Below are 18,672 nucleotides of genomic sequence, written 5' to 3'. Positions count from 1 at the left end.
ATCATGGGTGGCGTGGAACGCTTCCTGGTCACCGGCAGCTCCGGGCACCTGGGTGAGGCGCTGGTACGGACCCTGCGCGCCGACGGCGTGCCGGTCGTCGGGCTGGACGTGCGGCCGTCGCCGTGGACCGACGTCGTCGCGCCGCTGATCGAACGGGACGCGCTGCGCGCAGCCGTCGCCGGGGCCACGCACGTGCTGCACACGGCCACGCTGCACAAGCCGCACGTCGGGTCGCACAGCAGGCAGGACTTCGTCGACACCAACGTCTCCGGGACGCTCGCGGTGCTCGAGGAGTCCGCGGCCGCCGGGGTGCGGGGGGGTGGTGTTCACGTCGTCGACCAGCGCGTTCGGCCGGGCCCTCACCCCGGCACCGGGCGGGCCCGCGACCTGGATCGACGAGACCGTCGTGCCGCGGGTGCGCAACGTCTACGGCGCCACGAAGACCGCCGCCGAGGACCTGTGCGAGCTGGCGTCGCTCGATCCGGGGCTGCCGGTCGTGGTGCTGCGGACCTCACGGTTCTTCCCGGAGGCCGACGACCGCGACGACGTCCGCGCCCGGTTCGACGACACCGCACTCAAGCTCGTCGAGTTCTGCCACCGCCGGGTCGACGTCGCCGACGTCGTCTCCGCGCACCTCGCGGCCGCCCGCCGCGCTCCGGAGCTGGGCTTCGCCCGCTACGTCGTCAGCGCTCCGACCCCGCTGCGCCGTGACGACCTCGCCGAGCTGGGCCACGACGTCCCGGCCGTGCTGCGCCGCCGGGCGCCCGAGGTCGCCGCGGTGCTCGACGAGCGCGGCTGGGCGGCCCCGGCGGTGGACCGTGTCTACGACGCCTCCCGGGCCGTCGCCGAGCTGGACTGGGCACCGGTCTGGACCGCCGACGCCGTCGCCGGACGGGTGCGATCGGGGCTGCCGCCGCGCAGCCCGCTGGCCGACGCGGTCGGCGCGAAGGGCTATCACGCGCGTCCCACGGGCGTGTACACCACGTGATTCCGACTCACCGGGTCAGGTGACTCGGGGTCGAAAACGCTGACGGAACGGGTACGGACGGCGAAGGTGTGTCGGCACACGCGTCACAGCCGTATCGAGTCCGGAGGTCGTGATGACCGGTCCGCAGCAGTCCTGGCCCAGCCCTGCCCCGCGTGATGCGGGTGAGGGCCGGCCCTCACCGCGTCCGCGGCACGGGCGTCCCGACGAGGAGGGCGGCGCCGGGGTCGCGGAGGACTCCCTCCAGGAGGGCGGCTACCCCGACCTGCGGCAGCCGGGTCCGGTGGAGCGCCCGCAGCGGTCCGAGGACGGGCTCTACGGCGCCTACGGCACCGCGCGCGGGCACGGCGGGGAGCAGCAGGGCGGCTCGTTCCCCCAGGATGCGCCGCAGCAACAGCAGCAGCCGCCCGCGGACGCGGGTGGGTACGCCTCGTGGGCGCGCTACGGCGGCCCCGCCGGCGCCGACCGGCCCTACGACCAGGAGCGGGACGCGCAGCAGCCGTCGGCGTTCGCGGCGCCCACCCGTTACGACGAGCGCGGTGCCGCCGAGCCGGCGGGCGTGCCCCAGGTCGACGAGCAGCGGCTCGGAACGCGAGGCCCCGGGAACGGCCCCGATCACGGCGCAGCGCCCCCGCAGCAGCAGGGCTACGCGGGTCTTCCGGGCTACGGCGCGCAGCCGGACGCGGGCAGCGGCCAGGGTTACGCAGCCCGGCAGGGCTCCGCGGAACAGCAGGGCTTCCCGGACCAGCAGAGTTTCGCGGACCAGCAGAGCTACGCCGGGCAGCAGGGCTACGCGGGACAGCAGGGCTACGCGGGACAGCAGGGTTCCTCGCCGGAGCCCGACGCATCGGCCCGGCCGGGCACCGCCGAACGGCCGGACCCGACCGGCACGCCACCCCGCGGCGCGCAGCAACCCGGGACCGAGCAGTCCTCGGGCCCCGGGGCGGGTACCGCGGCCGCCGGGGCGGTCGGTGCCGGTGCCCTGGGTGCGGGCGCGGCCGCGTACGCCTCCCGCCGCGGCTCCGGCTCCGGGCACGACTCCGACTCCGGCTCGGGGCCCGGCTCCGCCTCCGACGCGGCCGGCGAGCCTCCGGAGCGGACGCCCGAGGGGGGCGCCCGCTCCGGACCCGCGGGCGACGAGACCGCCCGCTACGCCGACGTCCGGCCGGAACACGGCGCGGACGCGGCCACCACCGCGGTCCCGGCCGGCGACGAACGCACCCGGGCCGTCCCGGCCGACCAGGCGCAGCCCACCCGGCAGCAGCCGCAGCGCTTCGGGGAGCGCCGCCGCTCCGGCGACGCACCGGCCCCGACCGGCCCGGAAGGGTCCGGCGAGGCGACCACCGCGCTCCCCGCCCAGCGCGAGGCCGGCGAGGAGCAGCAGGGCCGGGGCCGCGGGTGGACCGTCGGCGACGCCGCCGCGGAACGGGGCCTGTCCCACAACGGGAACGGCAACGGTAAGGACCGGAAGGGCCGTGGCAGCTCGCGCAAGGACCGCCGCGTCGACCACCCGGCGCTCACCTGGCTGCGGGTGATCACCTACCTGCTGGTGTGCCTGTGCTGCCTGGTGTTCCTGGCGAGCTGCGTCTACGGCGTCCTGACGGTCATGGAGATGCGGCAGAACATGGGCGGCCTCGGCGGCGGCATGCCGTTCGGCCCCGGCGGAGGCATCCCGGGTCTGGGCGACTGACCGGCGCTCAGAGGCCCGCCACGACCTCCCGCAGCCGCACCTCGAACGCCTCGGGGTGCGTCGTGAAGCCGACGTGTCCGCCGGGGAAGGGCTCCGGGGACACGTCGAGGCGGGCCGCGAGCGCGCGGGAGGTGTCGTCGCACATCTGGCCGGCCGAGTCGTCGCCGATCCCGACGACGACCCGCCGGTCGGCCAGCACGTCGAGGTCCGGCGTCCAGCGGACCGTCTCGCGCATCTCGTGCAGGAAGAAGTGCCGCTCGTCGGGGTTCGGCCACCGCGCCCCGGCGTCGGGGGCTGGGTCGTCGGGGGCAGCGTCGTCGGGGGCGGAGTCGTCGGCGCCGGGCAGGCCGGTGCGGCCGGCCGGAGCGTCGTCGGGCGCGTCGTCCGGGCGTCCGGCCGGCAGGCCCGTCCCGCCCAGGAACAGGGTCCAGGCCGCGGCCGACCCCTCGTCGCGGTACGCCTGGATGATCTGCTCGGTGCCGAGTCTGCGCTCGGCGGCGTCGGGCAGCAGCTCCTCCAGCGGCGGCTCGTGCGCGATCACCGCACGCACCAGGTCGGGACGCTCCTGGGCCAGGGCGAGCGAGACGACCGCGCCGCCGCTGGAGCCGAGCAGCGTCGCCGGCCCCCTCCCGACGTGCTCGATCAGCGCCGCGAGGTCCGCGGCCCGGATCGGGACGGTCGAGTCGGCGTCCGGGTCGTCGGCCGGGCTGCGACCGGTGCCGCGCGGATCGAACGTCAGCACGGTGTGGTCGGCGGCCAGCCGGTCGGCGAGCGCGGCGAACCCGTCGGCACCCATCGGCGAACCGACGAGGGCGAGCAACGGACCGGTCCCGCGCACGTCGAACGCGATGCGCGCCCCGGGACGGTCGAACAGCTCGGTGGTCACAGGGACGGTCATGTCCTCATGGTGCCGCGGAATGGTGCCGCGGAATCGCGCCTAGAGTGGCGGGAAACCGACGGAACGGACGAAGTGCCCGTGAGAACCCGCGCCGCCCCCGTGCTGGGCGCCCTGCTCGCGCTCGTACTGCTCGCCGGCGGCCTCGTGTGGGTCGCGTCGAGCATCGAGGGCACCACCGGCGACGCGTGGGAGCTGCTGCACCCGCCGGAGCCGGAGCGGTGCACCGAGGACGACCCGACGTCGTCGGATCGACGGGCGTGCCTCACCCCGTCCACCTTGCGCCTGCACGACGGGGCGGTGGCCCGGTTCGGTACGCCCGGCGCCGGCGCCCCGATCCGCTCGGTCACCTGCTGGTCGGAACACGCCTGGAACCCCTCCAGCGACCACCCCGCCGGCCGGGCGTGCGACTTCTTCCCGGCCCGCTACGGCCGGTTCCCCGCAGGCCAGGATCTCGAGCACGGCTGGGCCGTCGCGGACTGGCTGCGCGACAACGCCGCCGAGCTGCGCGTCCGGTACGTCATCTGGCAGGGCCGGATCTGGTACCGCGGCTCCTCCGACGACGGCCCGGGCCGGGAGAACTGGGGCAGCCCGTACAACGGCGGCGGGGTCTATGACCCCACCGACGCCACCGGCGGCCACTTCGACCACATCCACGTGAGCGTCCGCCGGTGAGCGTGCCCGTGCGGGCTCAGAGCACGTGCTCGCCGTACATCTCCCCCAGCGGGTCGGCGATGAGCTCGACCCGGGCACCGTCGGGGTCGCGGAAGTACACCGAGACGCCCGAGTGCACCTCGTGCTCGACACCGGCGTCGTCGAGCCGGGCCACGATCGCGTCCCAGGTCGAGGGCTCGACGCTGATCGCGATGTGGTGCAGCCCGCCGAGCACCTCGGCGTAGGGCCCGAGGTCGAGGCCCGGGAAGTCGAAGAACGCGAGCAGGTTCCCGTTGCCGATGTCGAAGAAGAAGTGCGAGGACCCCGGGTAGTCCCGGTTCTCGATCAGCTCGGTGAGCGGGAAGCCGAGGACGTCCTGGTAGAAGCGCACGGTCCGCTCGACGTCCGAGCTCACCAGCGCGGTGTGGTGCAGCCCGCGTGCGGTCGACGCGGGCCGCTCCCCCACCGGCTTCAGGTGCGTGTCCCGGATGCGGGCGCGCTCGGCGTCCAGTGCCGCGGTCTCGGTGGTGTCGGTGGCGGTCATGTCGATCAGCCCTTCAGCAGTGCGGAGAAATCGGGCACGTCGTCGAACGCGTCGGCGCGGACCGTCGCCGGACGGGCGGCGACCGCGTCGGCCAGCTCCCCGGCGGCCCGCTCGATCCGGGCCTCCAGCGGGGCGCCCGTCCCGGTCGCGCCCCAGTCCTCGGGCGCGGCGAACACGGCGGTCGGGACGACGGCGGCGTGCAGGTAGGTGAACAGCGGGCGCATCGCGTGCTCGGTGACCAGCGAGTGCCGCCCGGTCCCGCCGGTGGCGGCGACCAGCACCGGGGTGCCGGTCAGTGCCTCCCGGTCGAGGACGTCGACGAAGGTCTTGAACAGCCCGCTGTAGGACGCGGAGAACACCGGCGTCACCGCGACCACCGCGTCGGCGGCCGCGACGGCGTCGAGCACCGGGCGCAGCGCGTCGTTCGGGAACCCGGTGACCAGGTGGTCGGCCAGGTCGCGGGCGTGCTCGCGCAGCTCCACGACCTGCACCTCGCTCTGCTCACCCCGCCCGAGCAGCGCCGCCGACGTCGCGGCGGCGAGCCGGTCGGCCAGCAGCCGGGTCGACGACGGCGTCGACAGCCCGGCGCTCAGCACGACGATCCTGCGGGTCATGACGCCACCTCCACCGTCTGCACGTCGTTCCGGGTGTCACCCGCGCGCTCCTCGCGGGCGGCGACGAGCGACGCGTGCGTCGGCGCGTCCGGCACCCCGGCCGGGCGCAGCGCATCGAACTCCTTGCGCAGCACCGGGACGACCTCCTCGCCGAGCAGGTCCAGCTGCTCGAGCACGGTCTTGAGCGGCAGGCCTGCGTGGTCGATGAGGAACAGCTGGCGCTGGTAGTCACCGACGTAGTCGCGGAACCCGAGGGTCCGCTCGATGACCTGCTGCGGGCTGCCGACGGTCAACGGGGTGGCCTGGCTGAAGTCCTCCAGCGACGGCCCGTGCCCGTAGACCGGGGCGTTGTCGAAGTACGGCCGGAACTCGTTCACCGCGTCCTGGCTGTTCTTCCGCATGAACACCTGGCCGCCGAGCCCGACGATCGCGCTCGACGCCGGTCCGTGGCCGTAGTGCTCCCAGCGCTTGCGGTAGAACTCGACCATCCGGCGGGTGTGGTCGGCGGGCCAGAAGATGTGGTTGTGGAAGAAGCCGTCGCCGTAGTACGCGGCCTGCTCGGCGATCTCCGGGCTGCGGATCGAGCCGTGCCAGACGAACGGCGGGACGTCGTCGAGCGGGCGCGGGGTCGAGGTGAAGCCCTGCAGCGGCGTGCGGAACCTCCCCTCCCAGTCGACGACCTCCTCGTCCCACAGCCTGCGCAGCAGCGCGTAGTTCTCGACGGCCAGGTTCAGGCCCTCGCGGATGTCCTTGCCGAACCACGGGTAGACCGGGCCGGTGTTGCCGCGGCCCAGCATGAGGTCGACGCGCCCGCCGGCCACGTGCTGCAGCATCGCGAAGTCCTCGGCGATCTTCACCGGGTCGTTCGTGGTGATCAGCGTGGTCGACGTGGACAGCTGCAGGGTGCTCGTGACGCCGGCGAGGTAGCCCAGCGTCGTCGTCGGCGAGGACGAGAAGAACGGCGGGTTGTGGTGCTCGCCGAGCGCGAAGACGTCGAGGCCGACCTGCTCCGCGTGCTGGGCGATCGTCAGCACGTCCTTGATGCGCTGCGCCTCCGGCACCGTCCGGCCCGTCGTGGGGTCCGGCGTGATGTCGCTGACCGTGAAGACACCGAACTGCATGGCTCCCCTCCCGGGTGCTCGCGACGCCTCATCCGTCGTTGACGCGTCATCTACTGCCACCAACATAGATGACTCGTCAACTATTCCGCTAGGGTGGGGGCGTGACGAACACCGGCGCAGGGACCACCACCCGCTGGCTCGACGGCCGCGAGCAGGCGGCGTGGCGGAGCTTCCTGCGGATGCAGTCGCGGCTGCAGGCCGAGCTGCACCGGCGGCTGCAGGCCGAGTCCGGGCTGTCGATCTCCGACTTCGACGTCCTCGTCGCCCTGACCGACCGGCCCGACGAGCGCTGCCGGGTCATGGAGCTGGCGACGACGCTGGACTGGGAGAAGAGCAGGCTCTCCCACCACCTGGCGCGGATGCAGAAGCGCGGTCTGGTCACCCGCGAGGACTGCGACGACGACGGCCGCGGCAACTACGTCGTGCTCACCGACGCCGGCCGGGACGCGATCGTCGCCGCGGCGCCCGGGCACGTCGAGACGGTGCGCGAGCTGGTGTTCGACGCCGTCGGCGAGGACGACGTCGACGCGATGGCCCGCATCGCCGACGCCGTCCTGGACCGGCTCGCCACCCGCTGAGCGCGAGCCGCCGGGGCGGACGTCACGTCCCGCGGCGGTCCTGCAGCCGCTGCAGCTTGCCGACCGACCGCTCCAGGGTGTCCGGGTCGACGACCTCGCAGACGCAGGTGACGCCGACCCGCTCCTTGATCTCGCGCTGCAGCGCCGCCGCGGCGGCGGCCCGCTCCTGGGTGCCGACGCCCTGACGGGCCTCGACCCGCACCGCGAGCGCGTCCATCCGGCCCTCGGTGGTGAGCACCAGCTGGAAGTGCGGCGCCAGGCCCGGGGTGCGCAGCACGATCTCCTCGATCTGGGTCGGGAAGACGTTCACCCCGCGCAGGATGATCATGTCGTCGGACCGGCCGGTGATCTTGGCCATCCGGCGCATCGACGGCCGCGCGGTGCCCGGGAGCAGCGTCGTCAGGTCCCGGGTGCGGTACCGGATGATCGGCAGCGCCTCCTTGGTGAGGCTGGTGAACAGCAGCTCGCCCTCCTCGCCGTCGGGCAGTGGGGTGCCTCGCCCATCCCCGTCGAGCGGGTCGACGATCTCGGGCAGGAAGTGGTCCTCCCAGATGTGCAGGCCGTCCTTGGACTCCACGCACTCCTGCGAGACGCCCGGGCCCATGACCTCGGAGAGCCCGTAGATGTCCACGGCGTGGATGCCGGCCCGCTCCTCGATCTCGCGGCGCATCTGCTCGGTCCACGGCTCGGCGCCGAAGATCCCGATCCGCAGCGAGGACTCCCGCGGGTCGACGCCCTGGCGGTCGAACTCGTCGAGCAGGGTCAGCATGTAGCTGGGCGTGAGCATGATGACCTCGGGCTCGAAGTCCCGGATCAGCTGCACCTGGCGCGGGGTCATGCCGCCGGACATGGGGATCGCCGTGGCCCCGAGCTTCTCCGCGCCGTAGTGCGCGCCGAGGCCGCCGGTGAACAGGCCGTAGCCGTAGGCGACGTGGATCCGGTGCCCGGGCCGCCCGCCCGCCGCGCGGATCGAGCGCGCCACCAGCGACGACCAGCGGTCGATGTCCCCGGCGGTGTAGCCGACGACGGTGGGCCTGCCGGTCGTCCCCGACGACGCGTGGATCCGGTTCACCCGCTCCCGCGGCACCGCGAACATGCCGAACGGGTAGGTCTCACGCAGGTCGGCCTTGGTCGTCGTCGGGAACTTCGCGATGTCGGCGAGCTCGCGGCAGTCGTCCGGATGGACGCCGTGCGCGTCGAACTTCTGCCGGTAGTGCGGCACGTTGTCGTAGGCGTGGCGCAGCGTCCACTGCAGCCGTTCGAGCTGCAGCGCCCGCAGCTCGTCGACCGACATGCGCTCGGCCGGGTCGAGCATCTCCGCCGGGGGCGCGTCCCCGAGGCGGCGCTCCGTCGCGGCGGTCACGCCTGCGCTCCCTGCTCGTGTCCCTGCTTGGCGACGAGGGTGAGCACGTCGTAGCGGGCGACGGACTCGCCGTCCTGCCGGGTGACGTCGGCGTCCCAGCGGACCTCGCCGTAGTCCGCGGACTCGCGCGGGGTGATCTGCTTGCAGGTCAGGGTCACGGTGAGCTCGTCGCCGAAGCGGACCGGGGTCAGGAACCGCAGCCCGTCGACGCCGAAGTTCGCCAGCACCGGGCCGGGGTCGGGGTCGACGAACAGCCCCGCGGCCAGCGAGACCACCAGGTAGCCGTGCGCGACGCGCTCGCCGAACAGCGGGTTCGCCGCCGCGGCGGCGTCGTCCATGTGGGCGTAGAAGGTGTCGCCGGTGAACTCCGCGAAGTGCTCCACGTCCTCCCGGGAGACCCTCCGCGGACCCGCGACCAGCGCGTCGCCGGGCCGCAGCTCCTCGAGGTGCTTGCGGAACGGGTGCACGGTGTCCTCGCGGCGCGGCGCGCCCGGCACCCACTGCCCGGTGATCGCGGCCAGCGACTCCGGGTCGGCCTGGATCGCGGTGCGTTGCAGGTGGTGCCGCACGCCGCGCATGCCGCCCATCTCCTCGCCGCCACCCGCGCGGCCGGGGCCGCCGTGCACCAGCTGCGGCAGCGGCGAGCCGTGCCCGGTGGACTCCTTCGCGTCGCGCGCGTTGAGCACGTGGATGCGGCCGTGGAACGGCGCGATGCCCAGCACGACCTCCCGGACGAACTCCGGGTCGGCCGAGACGACCGAGCCGGCCAGCGAGCCCTGCCCGCGCGCGGCGTAGTCGATCAGCTGGTCGGTGGTGTCGTAGGGCAGCAGCGTCGCGACCGGGCCGAACGCCTCGACCTCGTGCGGCTCGCTGCGCTCCGGATCGCCGACGAACAACAGCGGCGAGACGAACGCGCCACGGCCGGCGTCGGCGCCGGTCACCTCGACGGTGTCCGGGTCACCGAAGACGATCCGGCCGGCCTCGCGCAGGGCCTTCACGCTGCGCCGGACCTCCTCGCGCTGCTCCAGGCTCGCGAGCGCCCCCATCCGCACCCCGTCGGCGTCCGGGGCGCCGACCACGACCTCCGCCAGCCGCGCCGACGCGGCCTCGGCGACGGCGTCGAGCTGCGCGCGGGGGACGAAGGCGCGCCGGATCGCGGTGCACTTCTGGCCCGCCTTGACCGTCATCTCCGTGGTCAGGGCCTTCACGAAGAGGTCGAACTCCTCGGTGCCCCGGGTCGCGTCCGGCCCGAGCGCGGCGAGGTTGAGCGAGTCGGCCTCGGCGGAGAACCGCACCGAGTTGCGGACGATCGCCGGGTGCGAGCGCAGGGTCTGCGCGGTCGCGGCCGAGCCGGTGAACGACACCAGGTCCTGGCCGGTCAGGTGCTCGAAGGTGTCCCCGAGCGAGCCCGCGACGAACTGCACGGCGCCCTCCGGTAGCAGGCCCGAGTCGACGATCAGCTCGACGAGCTTCGCGGTGAGGAACGCCGTCGGGCTCGCCGGCTTGATCAGCGTCGGGACGCCGGCGAGGAAGGCCGGGGCGAGCTTCTCCAGCGGCCCCCACACCGGGAAGTTGAACGCGTTGACCTGCACCGCGACGCCGTGCAGCGGAGTGAGGACGTGCTCGCCGAGGAACGTGCCGCCCTTGCCGAGCGGCTCCAGCGGGCCCTCGACGAGGACGGTGGAGTTGGGCAGCTCGCGCTTGGCCTTGGAGGCGTAGGCGAGCAGGACGCCGATGCCGCCGTCGACGTCGAAGGCCGAGTCGCCGGGCGTCGCGCCGGTGCGGGCCGAGACCGCGTAGAGCTCCTCGCGGTGCTCGCGCAGGTGCTGCCCCAGTGCCTTGAGCAGGGCGGCGCGCTGGTGGAAGGTCAGTGCGCGCAGGGCAGGGCCGCCGACCCGGCGGCCGTGGTCGAGCGCCGCGGCCATGTCGAGGCCGTCGGTGGAGATCCGGGCGATCTCCTCGCCGGTCACCGCGTCGTGGAGCGGGCGGCCCGCCCCGGATCCCGTCTGCCAGGAACCCGAGAGGTGGCTGCGGAGCAGGGTCATCGCGGATGCGCCTCCGGTACGTCGTCGAACCGAGTGAACGCGCCGGCCACTGATTGAACCGACCGTTCGTTCGGCAAAGTTAGCACCGATCCCGGCCGTCGGTGAAGAGCCGGATTCCCGGGCGTGACGAGCTGGACCGATCGTTCGGTCGGCGACGCAGGGAGTGGTTATGGTGTCCCGATGAGCGACAACGCAGCCGCCACCGAGCCCGCCGTCCTCGTCGAACGGGACGTCACCGACGACTCGATCGCGATCGTCACGCTCAACCGGCCCGGGAAGTACAACGCGCTGACCGTGGAGCTCAAGGAGGCCCTGCTCCCCGCGGTCACCGAGGTCGCCGGGGACGAGTCGGTCCGCGCGGTCGTGCTGACCGGCGCGGGCAGGGCGTTCTGCGTCGGGCAGGACCTGGGCGAGCACGCCGCGGCGCTCGAGCGCGACGCCGTCGGCGCGTTCGACACCGTCCGCGAGCACTACAACCCGCTCGTCCTGGCGCTGTCCGGGATGGCGAAGCCGGTGATCGCCGCCGTGAACGGGCCGTGCGTCGGCGCCGGGCTCGGGCTCGCACTGGCCGCCGATCTGCGGATCGCCGCGGAGGGGCTGAAGTTCGCCACCGCGTTCACCGGGATCGGACTGACCGCGGACACCGGGCTGTCCGCGAGCCTCGCGCACGCCGTCGGGGTCGCGCGGGCGACCGAGCTGCTGCTCTGCGGCGACACCTTCTCCGCCGACGACGCCCGCAACTGGGGGCTGGTCCGCGACGTCGTCCCGGCCGCTGAGGTGCTGAGTACGACACTGGAACTGGCCCGTAGGCTCGCGGCCGGTCCGACGAAGGCGTACGCCGAGGTCAAGGCCGCGGTGCAGTTCGGCGCGGTGCACGACCTGCCCGAGGTGCTCGAGCACGAGGCCGACGCCCAGGTCCGGCTCGCCGGGACGAAGGACCACCACGGCGCCGTCGCCGACTTCCTGGCCAAGAGGACCCCGACCTTCGAGGGACGCTGACGCGCATGACGAGCGAGACGACGACCCCCTCCGCCGCGCAGGCCCGGCGCGGGCGGCGCCCCAGCGGCGGCAAGGACCAGCTGCTGGAGACCGCCGTCGGAGAGTTCATCGACCGCGGCTACGACGCGACCTCGATGGAGGACCTCTCGCGCGCCGCGGGGATCACGAAGTCGTCGTTCTACCACCACTTCGCAGGCAAGGAGGCCCTGCTCCGGGCCGCACTGGAGCGTGCCGTGCACGGCCTGTTCGGCGTGCTCGACCTGCCCGCCGCGCAGTCCGGGAGCCCCACCGAGCGCCTGCGGACGATCGTCGCCGAGCAGGTCCGGGTGCTGATGGCCGAGCTGCCCTACGTGACGCTGCTGCTGCGGGTACGCGGCAACACCGAGACCGAGCGCTGGGCCCTGGAACGCCGCCGCGCCTACGACGCCGCGATCACCACCCTGGTGCGCGAGGCCGTCGACGCCGGGGAGGTCCGCTCCGACGTCGACCCCGCTCTCGCCGCCCGCCTGCTGTCCGGGCTCGTGAACTCGATCGTCGAGTGGTACCGCCCGGGCCGCGCCGGCACCGACACCCTCCCCGACGACGTCGTCCGCGCCGCCTTCACCGGGATCGTCCCGGCCCCGTAGCCGCCCGCAGGGGTTGCGACATCCCCTGGTCATGAGCCACACTCACTTCCCGAACGAACATTCGGTACGGAGGTGTCCAGTGACGAGCACCGCTCCTTCCCCGGCGGAGCTGGAAGCGCGTTTCGACGCGACGATCGAGGCCGACCAGCGGATCGAGCCCCGGGACTGGATGCCCGAGGCGTACCGGAAGACGCTGATCCGCCAGATCGCCCAGCACGCCCACTCCGAGATCATCGGCATGCAGCCGGAGGGCAACTGGCTGCTCCGCGCGCCGTCGCTGCGGCGCAAGGCGATCCTGCTCGCGAAGGTGCAGGACGAGGCCGGGCACGGCATGTACCTGTATGCGGCGGCCGAGACGCTCGGCGTCGACCGCGAGGAGCTGACCGAGAAGCTGATCGCGTCCCGGCAGAAGTACTCGTCGATCTTCAACTACCCGACGCTGTCCTGGGCGGACATGGGGGTCATCGGCTGGCTGGTCGACGGCGCCGCGATCTGCAACCAGGTCCCGCTCTGCCGCTGCTCCTACGGCCCCTACGCCCGGGCGATGATCCGGATCTGCAAGGAGGAGTCGTTCCACCAGCGCCAAGGCTTCGAGGCCCTGCTCGCGCTGGTCAACGGCACCGATGCTCAGAAGCAGATGGTGCAGGAGTCGGTGGACCGCTGGTGGTGGCCGTCGCTGATGATGTTCGGCCCGGCCGACGGCGACTCGCCGAACACGCAGCAGTCGATGGACTGGGGCATCAAGCGCCACACCAACGACGAGCTGCGTCAGCGGTTCGTCGACATGACCGTCCCGCAGGCCGAGGCGCTCGGCGTCACGCTGCCCGACCCGGACCTGCGCTGGAACGACGAACGCGGCGCCTACGACTTCGGCGAGCCCGACTGGTCGGAGTTCAAGGCCGTCGTCTCCGGCGCAGGACCGGCGAACCGGCAGCGCCTGGCGCACCGCCGCCGCGCCCACGAGGAGGGCGCCTGGGTGCGCGAGGCCGCGCAGGCCTACGCCGACAAGCAGGCCGCCCGGCGCGCGCAGGCCGCCGACGGCGTCCGCCACGACCACCTGATGCAGGACGGAGAGGTCCCGGCATGAGCGAGAACGTGACCCCGGACGACGTGACCGCCGAGGGCGGGCACGGCGCCGTCCCCACCGCGGGTGTCGAGACCGGGCGGGGCGAGCGGCCCTCGCGCCGCACCTGGCCGCTCTACGAGGTGTTCGTGCGCGGCAAGCGCGGCCTCAACCACGTGCACGTCGGCTCGCTGCACGCCCCGGACGACGAGATGGCGCTGCGCAACGCCCGTGACGTCTACACCCGCCGCAACGAGGGCGTCTCCATCTGGGTGGTGCGCGCCGACGCCGTCACCGCGTCGAGCCCGGACGAGAAGGACCCGTTCTTCGCCCCGAGCGGCGACAAGGTCTACCGGCACCCGACGTTCTACGCGATCCCGGAGGAGGTGCCGCACCTGTGAGCACCGCCCCCACCGACGAGAACCCCACCGGCGGGAACGAGGAGCACGGCACCGTCTACGACGCGCTCGTCGAGGCCGACGACCCGCGCTGGGCGTTCGGCTCCGGCTTCGACGACGTCGAGGCCGACCTGACCGCCCCGGTGCCCGACGGCGTCGACCCGGCGGATCTGGCCGCGTACTGCGTGATGCTCGGCGACGACGCGCTGGTCTACAGCCACCGGCTCACCGAGTGGGTCACCAACGCCCCGGAGCTGGAGGAGGAGGTCGCGCTCGCGAACACCGCGCTCGACCTGCTCGGCCAGGCCCGGGTGCTGCTGTCGCGGGCCGGGCACCTGACCGGCACCGACGAGGACGCGCTGGCCTACGGCCGGGACGTGCCGGAGTTCCGCTGCGTCGCGCTCGCCGAGCCCTCCGACGACCGGGACTTCGCCCGCGCCGTGGCCCGGCTGCTGGTGTTCTCCAGCTGGCGGCTCGCGCTGCTGCACCGGCTGCAGGACTCCGCGGACCCGGTGGTCGCCGCGGTCGCGGCGAAGGGAGTCAAGGAGGTCGCCTACCACCGGGACCACTCGGCGCGCTGGGTGCTGCGCCTCGGCGACGGCACCGCGCTGTCGCACGAGCGCATGCAGGCGGCTCTGGAGTGGGTGTGGCCCTTCCTCGGGGAGCTGTTCCGCACCGACCCGGTCGAGCGCAGGCTGGCCGACGCCGGTGTCGCCGTCGACCCGGCGGAGGTGCGCGAGGAGGTCGAGGGCGTGCTGGACATGGTGATCGAGCGGGCCACGCTGACCCGCCCGGACGTGCCGGAGGCGGGCACCGTCGGCGGCCGCGGCGGCCGGCAGGGCCTGCACACCGAGAAGCTGGGCCACGCGCTCGCCGAGTTCCAGAGCCTCGCCCGCGCGCACCCGGGGGCGACGTGGTGACCGCGACCGGGCTCGGCGCCCGCGACGTGGTCGCCGAGGTCGTGGACCCGGAGATGCCGATGCTGACCCTGGACGACCTGGGCGTGATCCGGTCGGTCGACGAGGACGGCGACGGCGTCACCGTCACGATCACCCCGACCTACTCGGGCTGCCCGGCCATCGAGGAGATGAAGGCCGACATCCGCCGGTCGCTGACCACCGCCGGCTACGGCCCGGTCCGGGTCCGCACCGTGTTCTCCCCGGCCTGGAGCACCGACTGGATCAGCGAGCGCGGCCGGGCCCGCCTCGCCGAGGCCGGTGTCGCACCCCCCGGGCGGGCCGAGCGGCACACGCCGGGGCCGGTGCCGCTGACGCTGGAGGCGCCGTCGTCGGTCGTGCGGTGCCCGCAGTGCGGGTCCCCGGCCACCGAGGAGTTCTCCCGGTTCGGGCCGACCGCGTGCACGGCGCTGCGCCGCTGCACCGAGTGCCGCGAGCCCTTCGAGCACATGAAGGAGATCTGAGGGTGCGTGAGCATCGCAGCGAGCCCCGGCGAGCGAGGAGCGCAACGCTCCCGGCGATCGACCGACACGTCAGCGATCTGAGGGTGCGTGAGCATCGCAGCGAGCCCCGGCGAGCGAGGAGCGCAACGCTCCCGGCGATCGACCCGACCGGTAAGGAGATCTGAGTCGTGAGCACGCGCCGCGACGCCGCCTGGCAGGCCCGCGCCAACCGGGCCGGCGGCCGCACCACCCTGTCCCTTGACGACGAGATCGACGCCCTGCTGGCCGCCGACGTCACCACGGAGCCGGTGCCCACCGATCCCGGCACCGCGGCCGGCACAGCGACCGGCACCACGGCGGAGACCGATCTGCCCGAGGGGTTCCACCGGCTCGTCGTGACCGGCGTCGATCGGCTGTGCGACGACGCCGTCGCCGTCACCTTCGACGTGCCGGACGACCTGCGCGAGCACTACGCGTTCCGGCCCGGCCAGTACCTCACGCTGCGCCGCACCACTCCCGGCGGCGCGCAGCCCGAGGAGCGCCGCTCGTACTCGATCTGCGCGCCGGCGGGTGCCGCCCCGCGGGTGGGGGTGCGCCGGGTCGACGGCGGCCTGTTCTCGTCCTGGCTGGTCGACGAGGTGACCACGGGCGACGTCGTCGAGGTCGGCCCGCCGTCGGGGTCGTTCACCCCGGACCTGGCCGCGGGCACCCACCACGGCCTGATCGCAGCCGGGTCGGGGATCACGCCGGTGCTGTCGATCGCGTCGTCGCTGCTCGCCGGACACGACGACACCCGCGTCACCCTGGTCTACGGCAACCGGCGCACCGACACGGTGATGTTCACCGAGGAGATCGCCGACCTGAAGGACCGCTACGGGCCGCGGCTGCACCTGCTGCACGTGCTGTCCCGCGAGCCCACCGAGGCGGAGATCTTCAACGGCCGGCTCGACGAGGGGAAGCTGCAGGCGCTGCTGGGCGGCCTGGTCGACGTCGGTGGCGTCGACGACTGGTGGCTGTGCGGGCCGCTCGGCATGACCGACGCGGCGTCGTCGGTGCTGGCCGGGCTCGGCGTGGAGAAGCGCCGCGTGCACCGCGAGCTGTTCTACGTCGACGAGCCGCCACCCGAGCTGCACCGCGAGGACGACGTGCCGGCCGGGGACGGCACCGGCAGCGAGGTCACGCTGGTCCTCAACGGGCGGACGACGACGCTGTCGCTGCCCCGCGACCGGCCGCTGCTGGACTCCGCGCAGGAGGTCCGCGGCGACGTGCCGTTCGCGTGCAAGGGCGGGGTGTGCGGGACCTGCCGGGCCCGCGTCGTCGACGGCGAGGTGGACATGCGCCGCAACTTCGCCCTCGAGGACGACGAGGTCGACGCCGGCTTCGTGCTCACCTGCCAGACCCGCCCCGTCTCCGACGCGGTGACCGTCGACTTCGACTCCTGACCCCGGTGCCGGACCGATCCCTCCCGGTCGGTCCGGCACCCGATCGCGACCCTGAGTCACTGGTCAGGGCCTTCTCGTTGCCGTTTCGTGACCTTCCGTGTCCGCGACACGCCGGAGCCGCCAACTTTCTGCGCCGCGTGACATGCGACGCAGATCGGGTACGGCTACTCCGTTCCGGGTACTGCACGCCCGGGGGCGCCCGCCGCCTCCCGCACCGATGCGGGCACCATGGAGGGACGTGACGGGGGGATCGGGATGACGGGATCGGGGATGGACACGCTGGCGGCGCTGCTCGCCGCCGTGCCCGCCGCTCCGCTGCGCTCGCTGCTGCTCGTCTGCGTCGGGGCGTTCCTGGAGGGTCCGATCGTCACCGTCGCCGCGGCCGCGCTGGCCGGCGCCGGCCAGCTGCCGTGGTGGGGCGTGTGGCTCGCCGCGGTGATCGCCGACGTCGTCGGCGACACGATCCTCTACGCGCTGGGGCGATACGGCGACCGGCCGCGCGTCGCCCGTCTGCTCGCCCGGCTCGGGCTGAGCGACAGCCGCCGCAACTCGATGGTCCACGAGATCCGCGCCCGGCTGCCCCGCATCGTGATCGGCGCGAAGCTCGTCGACATCGGCGCGGTGCCCGCCTACCTCGCCGCAGGCCTGGCCAACGTCGGGCTGCGGCGGTTCCTGTTCTGGATCGTCCCGGCGACCGCGGTGCGCGCCGCCGTGCTCGTCGGCATCGGCTACCTGGCCGGTGACCGGATCGCCGCCGACCTGGCCGGGCGGCCGTGGCTGCTCCTGGTCGGCGGCATCGTCGTCGGCGCCGCGCTGGTCCTCGGCCGGATGGCCGTCACCCGCGCCGCGACCGCGTGGCGCGCGCACGCCCGCTGAGCGGGCCCGCGACTGAACGGACACGGCGGCCGGGGCACCCCGGGGCGCCCCGGCCGGTACGGCCTCAGATGTTGCCGCGCCGCTCCTGCTCGCGCTCGATCGCCTCGAACAGGGCCTTGAAGTTGCCCTTGCCGAAGCCGAGCGAGCCGTGCCGCTCGATGAGCTCGAAGAACACCGTAGGCCGGTCCCCGACCGGCTTGGTAAAGATCTGCAGCAGGTACCCGTCCTCGTCGCGGTCGACGAGGACCCCGCGCGACTGCAGGTCGTCGATCGGCACCCGGACCTCCCCGATCCGGGCCCGCAGGTCCGGGTCCTCGTAGTAGCTGGCCGGGGTGTCGAGGAACTCGACGCCGCGCTCGCGCAGCACGTCGACGGTGGCGAGGATGTCGCTCGTGGCCAGGGCGAGGTGCTGCGGGCCGGGGCCGCCGTGGAACTCGAGGAACTCGTCGATCTGGGACTTGCGCCGGCCGGGGCTCGGCTCGTTGAGCGGGAACTTCACCCGGTGGTTGCCGGACGCGACGACCTTGCTCATCAGCGCCGAGTACTCGGTGGCGATGTCGTCGCCGACGAACTCGGCCATGTTCGTGAAGCCCATGACGCGGCCGTAGAACTCGACCCAGTCGTTCATCCGGCCGAGCTCGACGTTGCCGACGACGTGGTCGAGCGCCTCGAACAGCCGCGGGCCGGGGCGTCCGGGTGCAGAGCGGGCGGCGTAGCCGGGCAGGTAGGCGCCGGTGTAGCGGGACCGGTCGACCAGGGTGTGCCGCGTGCTGCCGTAGGTGCCGATCGCGGCGGTGCGCACGGTGCCGTGCTCGTCGGAGACGTCGTGCGGCTCGGTCAGCACGGTCGCGCCCTGCTCGCGGGCGTGCGCCACGCAGCGGTCGACGTCGGGCACCTCGAGGGCGATGTCGGCGATGCCGTCGCCGTGCAGGCGGTGCCGCTCGGTGAGCTCGCTGGCCGGGTCGACGGCGCCGCGGAACTCGAAGCAGACCGCACCGGAGCGCAGCACGTACGCCTTGTGGTCCCGGTTGCCGGTCTCCGGCCCGGAGTAGGCCACGAGCTCCATGCCGTAGACGGCGCGGAACAGCTGGGCGGCCTGGGTGGCGTTGCCGACCACCCACACGACGGCGTCCCACCCGGTCACCGGGAACGGGTCACGGGAAGGGTCGTGGTCGACGAGGCCCGTCAGGCGCCGGAGCTGGTCGGCGTCGAGGCCTGCGAGCTTCTCGGCGTCGGTCAGGGTCTGGGCGAGGGTCATCGCAGCGGTCTCTCCTGGTCTCGGAGGTACGCGACCCGATCGGGCCACGCCGCGGTAGCGAATCCCATAGTCGATTGCGGCACAAGCCCTTCGGGCATGAATGATCACTGACGGTGATGTGA

The 18,672-nt window shown here is 73.7% G+C and carries 19 protein-coding genes and 1 pseudogene; 13 read left to right on the top strand and 7 right to left on the bottom strand.

Annotated features, from left to right (window positions below):
• Positions 1–3: 3 nt before the first annotated feature.
• From ACLE50_RS01715 to ACLE50_RS01705, 3 genes and pseudogenes are all read left to right on the top strand, one after another.
• Positions 4–255 (top strand): annotated as a pseudogene (locus tag ACLE50_RS01715) (NAD-dependent epimerase/dehydratase family protein); the annotation flags it as partial.
• A 64-nt stretch (positions 256–319) separates the two neighbouring features.
• Positions 320–988, top strand: coding sequence for an NAD-dependent epimerase/dehydratase family protein (locus ACLE50_RS01710; protein ID WP_410941545.1), 669 nt, complete (start codon positions 320–322; stop codon positions 986–988).
• 112 nt (positions 989–1,100) lie between these two features.
• A complete protein-coding gene (locus ACLE50_RS01705) occupies positions 1,101–2,675 on the top strand; it encodes a hypothetical protein (protein ID WP_410941544.1) in 1,575 nt (524 codons plus the stop codon).
• 7 nt (positions 2,676–2,682) lie between these two features.
• Here ACLE50_RS01705 and ACLE50_RS01700 read toward each other — a convergent pair whose 3' ends face one another.
• A complete protein-coding gene (locus ACLE50_RS01700; RefSeq protein WP_410941543.1) occupies positions 2,683–3,573 on the bottom strand; it encodes an alpha/beta fold hydrolase in 891 nt (296 codons plus the stop codon).
• A gap of 78 nt (positions 3,574–3,651) precedes the next feature.
• Between ACLE50_RS01700 and ACLE50_RS01695 the strand changes: the two genes are divergently transcribed.
• A complete protein-coding gene (locus ACLE50_RS01695; protein WP_410941542.1) occupies positions 3,652–4,245 on the top strand; it encodes a hypothetical protein in 594 nt (197 codons plus the stop codon).
• A gap of 16 nt (positions 4,246–4,261) precedes the next feature.
• Here ACLE50_RS01695 and ACLE50_RS01690 read toward each other — a convergent pair whose 3' ends face one another.
• From ACLE50_RS01690 to ACLE50_RS01680, 3 genes are read right to left on the bottom strand one after another with little or no spacing between them, the layout of a single operon-like run.
• On the bottom strand, positions 4,262–4,768 hold the full coding sequence (locus ACLE50_RS01690) for a VOC family protein (protein WP_410941541.1): 507 nt from the start codon (positions 4,766–4,768) through the stop codon (positions 4,262–4,264).
• Positions 4,769–4,773: 5 nt separating this feature from the next.
• Positions 4,774–5,382 carry a CE1759 family FMN reductase gene (locus tag ACLE50_RS01685; RefSeq protein WP_410941540.1) on the bottom strand — a complete coding sequence of 203 codons (609 nt, stop codon included), beginning with the start codon at positions 5,380–5,382 and terminating at the stop codon, positions 4,774–4,776.
• Complete coding sequence (locus ACLE50_RS01680) at positions 5,379–6,503, bottom strand: LLM class flavin-dependent oxidoreductase (protein WP_410941539.1); 1,125 nt, start codon at positions 6,501–6,503, stop codon at positions 5,379–5,381. The genes ACLE50_RS01685 and ACLE50_RS01680 overlap by 4 nt, the downstream gene beginning before the upstream one ends.
• A gap of 179 nt (positions 6,504–6,682) precedes the next feature.
• Here ACLE50_RS01680 and ACLE50_RS01675 point away from each other — a divergent pair, with 179 nt between their 5' ends.
• Positions 6,683–7,081: a MarR family winged helix-turn-helix transcriptional regulator gene (locus ACLE50_RS01675; protein ID WP_410942237.1), complete on the top strand. Its 399-nt coding sequence runs from the start codon at positions 6,683–6,685 to the stop codon at positions 7,079–7,081.
• A gap of 22 nt (positions 7,082–7,103) precedes the next feature.
• Here the strand turns inward: ACLE50_RS01675 and paaK are convergent, their stop codons facing one another.
• Both paaK and paaZ read right to left on the bottom strand, forming a co-directional pair.
• Entirely contained in the window at positions 7,104–8,396 is a 1,293-nt protein-coding gene (gene paaK / locus ACLE50_RS01670; RefSeq protein ID WP_410942236.1) for a phenylacetate--CoA ligase PaaK, read from the bottom strand.
• A 44-nt stretch (positions 8,397–8,440) separates the two neighbouring features.
• Entirely contained in the window at positions 8,441–10,489 is a 2,049-nt protein-coding gene (gene paaZ, locus ACLE50_RS01665; RefSeq protein WP_410941538.1) for a phenylacetic acid degradation bifunctional protein PaaZ, read from the bottom strand.
• A gap of 180 nt (positions 10,490–10,669) precedes the next feature.
• On the opposite strand from paaZ, the gene ACLE50_RS01660 reads away from it, so the two are divergent.
• From ACLE50_RS01660 to ACLE50_RS01625, 8 genes are all read left to right on the top strand, one after another.
• Positions 10,670–11,488 (top strand): enoyl-CoA hydratase/isomerase family protein, encoded by an 819-nt coding sequence (locus ACLE50_RS01660; RefSeq protein ID WP_410941537.1) that lies wholly within the window; start codon positions 10,670–10,672, stop codon positions 11,486–11,488.
• 5 nt (positions 11,489–11,493) lie between these two features.
• Entirely contained in the window at positions 11,494–12,114 is a 621-nt protein-coding gene (locus ACLE50_RS01655) for a TetR/AcrR family transcriptional regulator (protein ID WP_410941536.1), read from the top strand.
• A 79-nt stretch (positions 12,115–12,193) separates the two neighbouring features.
• The gene (gene paaA, locus ACLE50_RS01650; protein ID WP_410941535.1) at positions 12,194–13,201 is read left to right on the top strand and encodes a 1,2-phenylacetyl-CoA epoxidase subunit PaaA; all 1,008 of its coding nucleotides are present in this window, start codon (positions 12,194–12,196) and stop codon (positions 13,199–13,201) included.
• Entirely contained in the window at positions 13,198–13,578 is a 381-nt protein-coding gene (gene paaB, locus ACLE50_RS01645; RefSeq protein ID WP_410941534.1) for a 1,2-phenylacetyl-CoA epoxidase subunit PaaB, read from the top strand. The genes paaA and paaB overlap by 4 nt, the downstream gene beginning before the upstream one ends.
• Entirely contained in the window at positions 13,575–14,495 is a 921-nt protein-coding gene (gene paaC, locus ACLE50_RS01640) for a 1,2-phenylacetyl-CoA epoxidase subunit PaaC (RefSeq protein WP_410941533.1), read from the top strand. Before paaB ends, paaC begins: the two co-directional genes overlap by 4 nt.
• Complete coding sequence (paaD, locus tag ACLE50_RS01635) at positions 14,489–14,995, top strand: 1,2-phenylacetyl-CoA epoxidase subunit PaaD (RefSeq protein WP_410941532.1); 507 nt, start codon at positions 14,489–14,491, stop codon at positions 14,993–14,995. The genes paaC and paaD overlap by 7 nt, the downstream gene beginning before the upstream one ends.
• A gap of 167 nt (positions 14,996–15,162) precedes the next feature.
• Positions 15,163–16,416: a 1,2-phenylacetyl-CoA epoxidase subunit PaaE gene (paaE, locus tag ACLE50_RS01630; protein ID WP_410941531.1), complete on the top strand. Its 1,254-nt coding sequence runs from the start codon at positions 15,163–15,165 to the stop codon at positions 16,414–16,416.
• A 270-nt stretch (positions 16,417–16,686) separates the two neighbouring features.
• Positions 16,687–17,292, top strand: a complete 606-nt coding sequence (locus ACLE50_RS01625; RefSeq protein ID WP_410941530.1) for a DedA family protein — start codon at positions 16,687–16,689, stop codon at positions 17,290–17,292.
• A 64-nt stretch (positions 17,293–17,356) separates the two neighbouring features.
• On the opposite strand, the gene hppD is transcribed toward ACLE50_RS01625, so the two are convergent.
• Positions 17,357–18,550, bottom strand: coding sequence for a 4-hydroxyphenylpyruvate dioxygenase (hppD, locus tag ACLE50_RS01620; protein WP_410941529.1), 1,194 nt, complete (start codon positions 18,548–18,550; stop codon positions 17,357–17,359).
• Between the last annotated feature and the right edge of the window lie 122 nt (positions 18,551–18,672).

This window comes from Pseudonocardia phyllosphaerae (genome assembly GCF_046546475.1).
Lineage (GTDB): Bacteria > Actinomycetota > Actinomycetes > Mycobacteriales > Pseudonocardiaceae > Pseudonocardia > Pseudonocardia phyllosphaerae.
The sequence above is the reverse complement of the archived record's forward strand: the minus strand, read 5'-3'. Positions and strand labels throughout refer to the sequence as shown.

Excerpts from the sequence above, each read along its gene's own strand:
- ACLE50_RS01700 (WP_410941543.1), bottom strand. The coding sequence starts at position 3,573 with ATGACCGTCCCTGTGACCACCGAGCTGTTCGACCGTCCCGGGGCGCGC.
- ACLE50_RS01625 (WP_410941530.1), top strand. The coding sequence starts at position 16,687 with ATGGACACGCTGGCGGCGCTGCTCGCCGCCGTGCCCGCCGCTCCGCTG.
- ACLE50_RS01680 (WP_410941539.1), bottom strand. The coding sequence starts at position 6,503 with ATGCAGTTCGGTGTCTTCACGGTCAGCGACATCACGCCGGACCCCACG.
- paaZ (WP_410941538.1), bottom strand. The coding sequence starts at position 10,489 with ATGACCCTGCTCCGCAGCCACCTCTCGGGTTCCTGGCAGACGGGATCC.
- ACLE50_RS01675 (WP_410942237.1), top strand. The coding sequence starts at position 6,683 with ATGCAGTCGCGGCTGCAGGCCGAGCTGCACCGGCGGCTGCAGGCCGAG.
- ACLE50_RS01690 (WP_410941541.1), bottom strand. The coding sequence starts at position 4,768 with ATGACCGCCACCGACACCACCGAGACCGCGGCACTGGACGCCGAGCGC.
- ACLE50_RS01685 (WP_410941540.1), bottom strand. The coding sequence starts at position 5,382 with ATGACCCGCAGGATCGTCGTGCTGAGCGCCGGGCTGTCGACGCCGTCG.
- paaB (WP_410941534.1), top strand. The coding sequence starts at position 13,198 with ATGAGCGAGAACGTGACCCCGGACGACGTGACCGCCGAGGGCGGGCAC.
- ACLE50_RS01655 (WP_410941536.1), top strand. The coding sequence starts at position 11,494 with ATGACGAGCGAGACGACGACCCCCTCCGCCGCGCAGGCCCGGCGCGGG.
- paaK (WP_410942236.1), bottom strand. The coding sequence starts at position 8,396 with ATGCTCGACCCGGCCGAGCGCATGTCGGTCGACGAGCTGCGGGCGCTG.
- hppD (WP_410941529.1), bottom strand. The coding sequence starts at position 18,550 with ATGACCCTCGCCCAGACCCTGACCGACGCCGAGAAGCTCGCAGGCCTC.
- ACLE50_RS01705 (WP_410941544.1), top strand. The coding sequence starts at position 1,101 with ATGACCGGTCCGCAGCAGTCCTGGCCCAGCCCTGCCCCGCGTGATGCG.
- ACLE50_RS01660 (WP_410941537.1), top strand. The coding sequence starts at position 10,670 with ATGAGCGACAACGCAGCCGCCACCGAGCCCGCCGTCCTCGTCGAACGG.